Source organism: Rhodococcus sp. T7, from assembly GCF_009872365.1.
GTDB lineage: Bacteria > Actinomycetota > Actinomycetes > Mycobacteriales > Mycobacteriaceae > Rhodococcus_F.
The window spans coordinates 1-4,789 of sequence record NZ_WXYH01000137.1 but is presented as its reverse complement, the minus strand read 5'-3'; the positions used below and the strand labels follow the sequence as shown (position 1 = coordinate 4,789).

The 4,789-nt window shown below is 61.3% G+C and carries 2 protein-coding genes; both read right to left on the bottom strand.

Going from position 1 to position 4,789, the window contains the following annotated elements:
* On the bottom strand, window positions 1–539 hold a 539-nt coding region (locus MLGJGCBP_RS15955; RefSeq protein ID WP_160096787.1), incomplete at its 3' end, for an AMP-binding protein.
* A 289-nt stretch (window positions 540–828) separates the two neighbouring features.
* A complete protein-coding gene (locus MLGJGCBP_RS15950) occupies window positions 829–4,653 on the bottom strand; it encodes a condensation domain-containing protein (protein ID WP_236581122.1) in 3,825 nt (1,274 codons plus the stop codon).
* Window positions 4,654–4,789: the final 136 nt, after the last annotated feature.

Below are 4,789 nucleotides of genomic sequence, written 5' to 3'. Positions count from 1 at the left end.
GACACCAAACCCGCCAACCCGGCATGCGTCACGACGACACCCTTGGGCTTCCCAGTCGAACCCGACGTGTAGATCACGTACGCCGCATGCTCTTCTGAGAGTGGTCGAATGCGATCGGCGTACGAAACCGGACGATCGGGCTGACGTGTGACGGTCGCCATGAATTCAGCGTCGTCGAGCACAAGCCAGTCCACAGACTCGGGCAGACTGTCCCGATGATCTTTCGTGGTCAGGCCGAGCGCCACTCCCGAGTCGCCGATCATGTGAGCGATTCGGTCAGTTGGGTAGTTCGGGTCCACCGGCACGAAGGCGGCACCCGATTTCGCGACAGCCCAGAGAGCCAGCACCGATTCGATCGAGCGGGTGAAGCCGAGGGCGACGAACGACTCCGGACCTATCCCGCGATCGATCAATACACGCGCTAATTGCGACGAACGGCTGTCGAGGTCCCGGTACGTAACCGGTGCCCCATTGTATGAAATGGCCTTCCGGCTCCCATTCGCCTCAACTCCAGCGGTCAGCAGTTGGGGAAGCAACATCGCTCGCGTTCGACGGCCCCTGTTCGGACGTGAGCCGGACCTGCTGCGCGGGCGGCCGGCCCCAGACGCCGACCCTGCACCCACAAACATCGATTTCGCATCCCCATCGGTCATTTTTTCTTCCTCACCAGCTGGAGAATTGCGAGAATCCATGAAATCCGCTCACCTCTGTCGTAGATTGCCGGCCCAGCGCCGAGCTTGACCAGTTTAATCGAACCGCCGGACGTGGCCCTTACCGCTCATTAGTTCATCAGATGAGATCCTCCGTCCGTTACGAGTGCTTCATCACTCAGCGGACATCACGACTCGAGAGCGTCGGGGCCGCAGAGACGACTGACGGATCTGAGCCGTCGAAGAGCGCGGTCCCCCCAGCCGACCATCTATCGATCAGCCATGTCGGTGCGAGCCCATCGAGCAGAACCAGAGTCTCGAGATCGTTCACACCGTCCGAGTCGACCCCTGTCAGTGCAGTGGAGGGCACGAAGGCGTGCGTCACCCACTCGTCAGCCAGTAACTGCGCCAGTCCTTCCCCCGTGTTCTCGCTGTCGCGCGCAAACACCATTGCTGCGCCCGCGGTCGCGGCTACCAAGAACTCGAGAACCCAGGGGTCGCTCCCCGTCTGACCGATGAGAAGCGTGCGCGACTCATAGGTGACAGACAACCGCTCACGCGCAACGGCCAGGAAGGCTGCCAACCCTTGCTGCGGAACCACGACGCGCTCTCGCCCGTTCGCAAGTGCGCTCCGGTACAGGACATATGCGGGATGCTCTGCGAGTAGTGGCTTCACCCGGTCCACATACGTGACGGGATGCGCAGGCTCGGCAGCAGCCAGAGTCACTACATCGGAGTCGTCGACGCACAACCAATCGATCGCATCGGTCAGCGCTGCCCGATGGGATGTGACAGTCACACCGATTCGCGCAATTGAACAATCGCCCTCGTCAAAACCCAGCGCCATCGGAGCGCTTGGATCTACTGGGGCGAATGCCGCGCCCGACTTGATGACAGCCCACATCGCCAGCACTGATTCGGCAGACCGCGCGCCTACGACTGGAACATACGACCCTGGTCCCACCCCTCTACCGATCAGTACCCGGGCGAGTTGGGAGGACCGCCGGTCGAGTTCGGCGTACGAGATCTGGTCGCCCTCTACCACCAACGCAGGTGCATCCGGGTCATCCTCTACCACGTCCGCCAAGAGTTGCGCGAGCGTCTCGGATGGCATCGCTGTGGCGCTTATCTCACTGGCAGACAATGCTGCATCATCAGTGGACCCCACTCCGCGGGAGTCCTGGAGAATCTCGTCGAGTTCCTCACGGCTGAGGATCTCGATCTCGTCGACGACTGCATCGGATCTACTGACGAACGATTCCAGTACTCGAGTGAACCTGACGCTGAGCGTCTCCACCTGCGACCGTTCGAATGAGTCCAACTGGTACTTGAAGGTCAAGTCAAGACGCGATTCCATCGAAACGAGCAGGGTCAGCGGGTAATGCGTGGCATCCTGGACGGCGACACCCGTGACCTGCAGTCCGTCAACCGAGCTGGCTGCACCCAGAGCTTGCCTGTCGATCGGATACGACTCGAACACGAGGAGGGTGTCGAACAATGCACCTACCCCGGCAGCCTGCGATATCTCCGTCAGACCCACATAGTGATGGTCAAGCAAATCGGCCTGCTGCCCCTGCAGACGCCTCAGCAATCCGCTGACAGTTTCTCTCTCATCGACCCGAACTCGCACGGGAACCGTGTTGATGAACAGCCCCACCATGGTTTCGACACCAGCGAGGTCAGCCGGCCGGCCCGACACCGTGGCCCCGAACACCACGTCTGATCGACCAGTCATCCGCCCGAGCAGAATCGCCCAAGCGGCCTGTACCAAGGTATTGACGGTCACACCCTCCTTGGCCGCGAGGGCGGTCAATTGTGCAGTCTTCTCCCCGGATAGCTCGATCGCCACCTTGTCGATCCCGGTGCCTGTGTTATCGACTCCACCGATCGAGGAGGCCATCATCGTGGGCTCTGTGATCCCCGCCAACGCCTCTGCCCAAGTATCCAACGATTTCCGCTCGTCCCGCCGGCTCAGCCATTCGAGGAAACTGCGGAATGACCGCACCCGCGGCAGGACCGATTTGTCACCATTCACCGCGTACAGAACCAGCAGGTCTTGCATCAGTAGCGGTGTGGACCAGCCGTCCAAGAGAATGTGGTGCGTCGTGACGCCGAAGCTCCACCTGTTGTGCGCCACCCGAACCAGGGTGAAACGCATCATCGGCGGTCTAGCCATGTCGAACTGGGTAGTCTGATCCTCCATGAACGCCCTCTGGGCTTCTGCCCTGGACTCGGCGTCGGCAATACTCGTCAGATCGATTTCACGCCACGGCAGATCTGCGTGATCGACTACGATTTGGATCGTCTTGCCGCTCGAGTCGCTGACGAAGGCGGTCCGCAAGGTCGCGTGCCGATCGACGACCGCCTCCGCGGCCCTCCGCAGCCGGTCCGCATCGACCACTCCACTCAGTTCCAAAACAGTCTGGATTGTGTACACATCGACCGACGACTGGGTCATCATCGAGTGGAAGAACAGTCCCGACTGCAACGGGGACAACGGCCAGACGTCGGTGATCGACGGATACTTGGTTTGCCACAGATCGAGATCCCTCTGCCTTGTCGCCACCAACGAGAGGTCCGAGGGAGTAAGTCCGCCCGCATCAGGACGCTTGACATGGTCGGACAAAGCGACGAGTGCAGAGGTCCACAGATCAGCGAACTCCTGTACCTCAACGCGGGTGATTACGTTCGAGGCATAAGCGAAACCTGCACCGAGCCGTGGCCCGTCAGGGCCGTCAGTGACAATCGAGTTGATCTCAATCGTGGCGCGAGCGGGCATATCGGCGTCGAGTGCGGCTGTTATCCCACCAAGCTCCCCGGTGGGGGCCCAACCGAATTCGGCCAGCCCCTCCGGAACGTCGCGCGCCGACACTCGCCCGAGATAGTTGAAACACACTTCACCGGTATCGGAGCCTGCCAACGCCAGCCCGGTGTCGTCATTGAGATACCGCAGCAGTCCGTAGCCCATGCCCTTGTCTGGAATGGTCAGAAGTTGTTCCTTGACCGCCTTGACCACTTCTCCCGCGGCAGCGCCACCTGCGAAAGCGTCATCCAGATCGATGGCGTCGACATCGAGACGAACTGGGAAGGTACTTGTGAACCACCCGACCGTGCGGGACAGGTCCGCACCAGGGACGACCTCGTCCTCCCTTCCGTGACCCTCGAGCCGGACCAGCGACGACGTCCGAGCGATTCCCCGGACCCGGCGCCACTGGGCAATGGCCATCGCCAACGCCGCGAGAAGACCATCATTGACTCCACCATGAAAGCGCGCCGGTACAGTGGTCAGGATTGCGTCGGTGACGGCTCCGGACAGCGTTACTTCAACCCGTTCGACCGTCGGCTCTACGTCGAGTACAGGATCTAGCTTTCGAGTACCGAACAAGGGCTCATCGCCGGCACCGACAATTCCGCGCCACAGAGCCAACTCTGATGTGCGGTCCGCCGAATGCGCCTCGTCGACAAGTCGGTTGGCCCACAGCCGCATCGACGTTCCCACTACGGGCAACGCTGGCTCGTCACCAGCCGTAATCTGTGACCAGGCGACAGCAAGATCGGAAATGAGGATCCGCCAGGACACGCCGTCCACGGCAAAGTGTTGGGCGACAATCAAGAGCACACCCGGCCGACGCTCGTCGCTCGACGCGTTTTCGAAGTCGAACCGTACGAACCGAATCATCTTCCCGGCGGCGGGATCCAGCCTGGAAAGCGCCGCGTCCAGTTCGCTCGAGGCGAGCGCAGTCAGGTCCGCCTCCTGCACCGCGGAATCGACCCGAATGCAGTGAAGGAGTTCGTCGACATCAACCGCACCAACGGGCTGAGTTTCGAAATTCCATGTGCCGGTATCATCCAGGGACATTCGGGATCGCAAGACGTCGTGGTGATCGACTACCGCCTGCAGAGTTCGAACCAGGACCTGATCATCGATTCCAGCAGGCAGAGTCACAGGCACGAACTGCGAGAAGCGGTTGAATCCACCACCACCCTCGAGGAACCATCGCATTATCGGAGTCAAGGGTATCCGCCCGACACCACCACCGGGCAGCTCCTCGAGCGCCACCGCCACCGCCACCGCATCCTCGGTCAGGACCGCGACCTCAGCCAACCCGGCGACAGTCTTACGCTCGAACACATCCCGC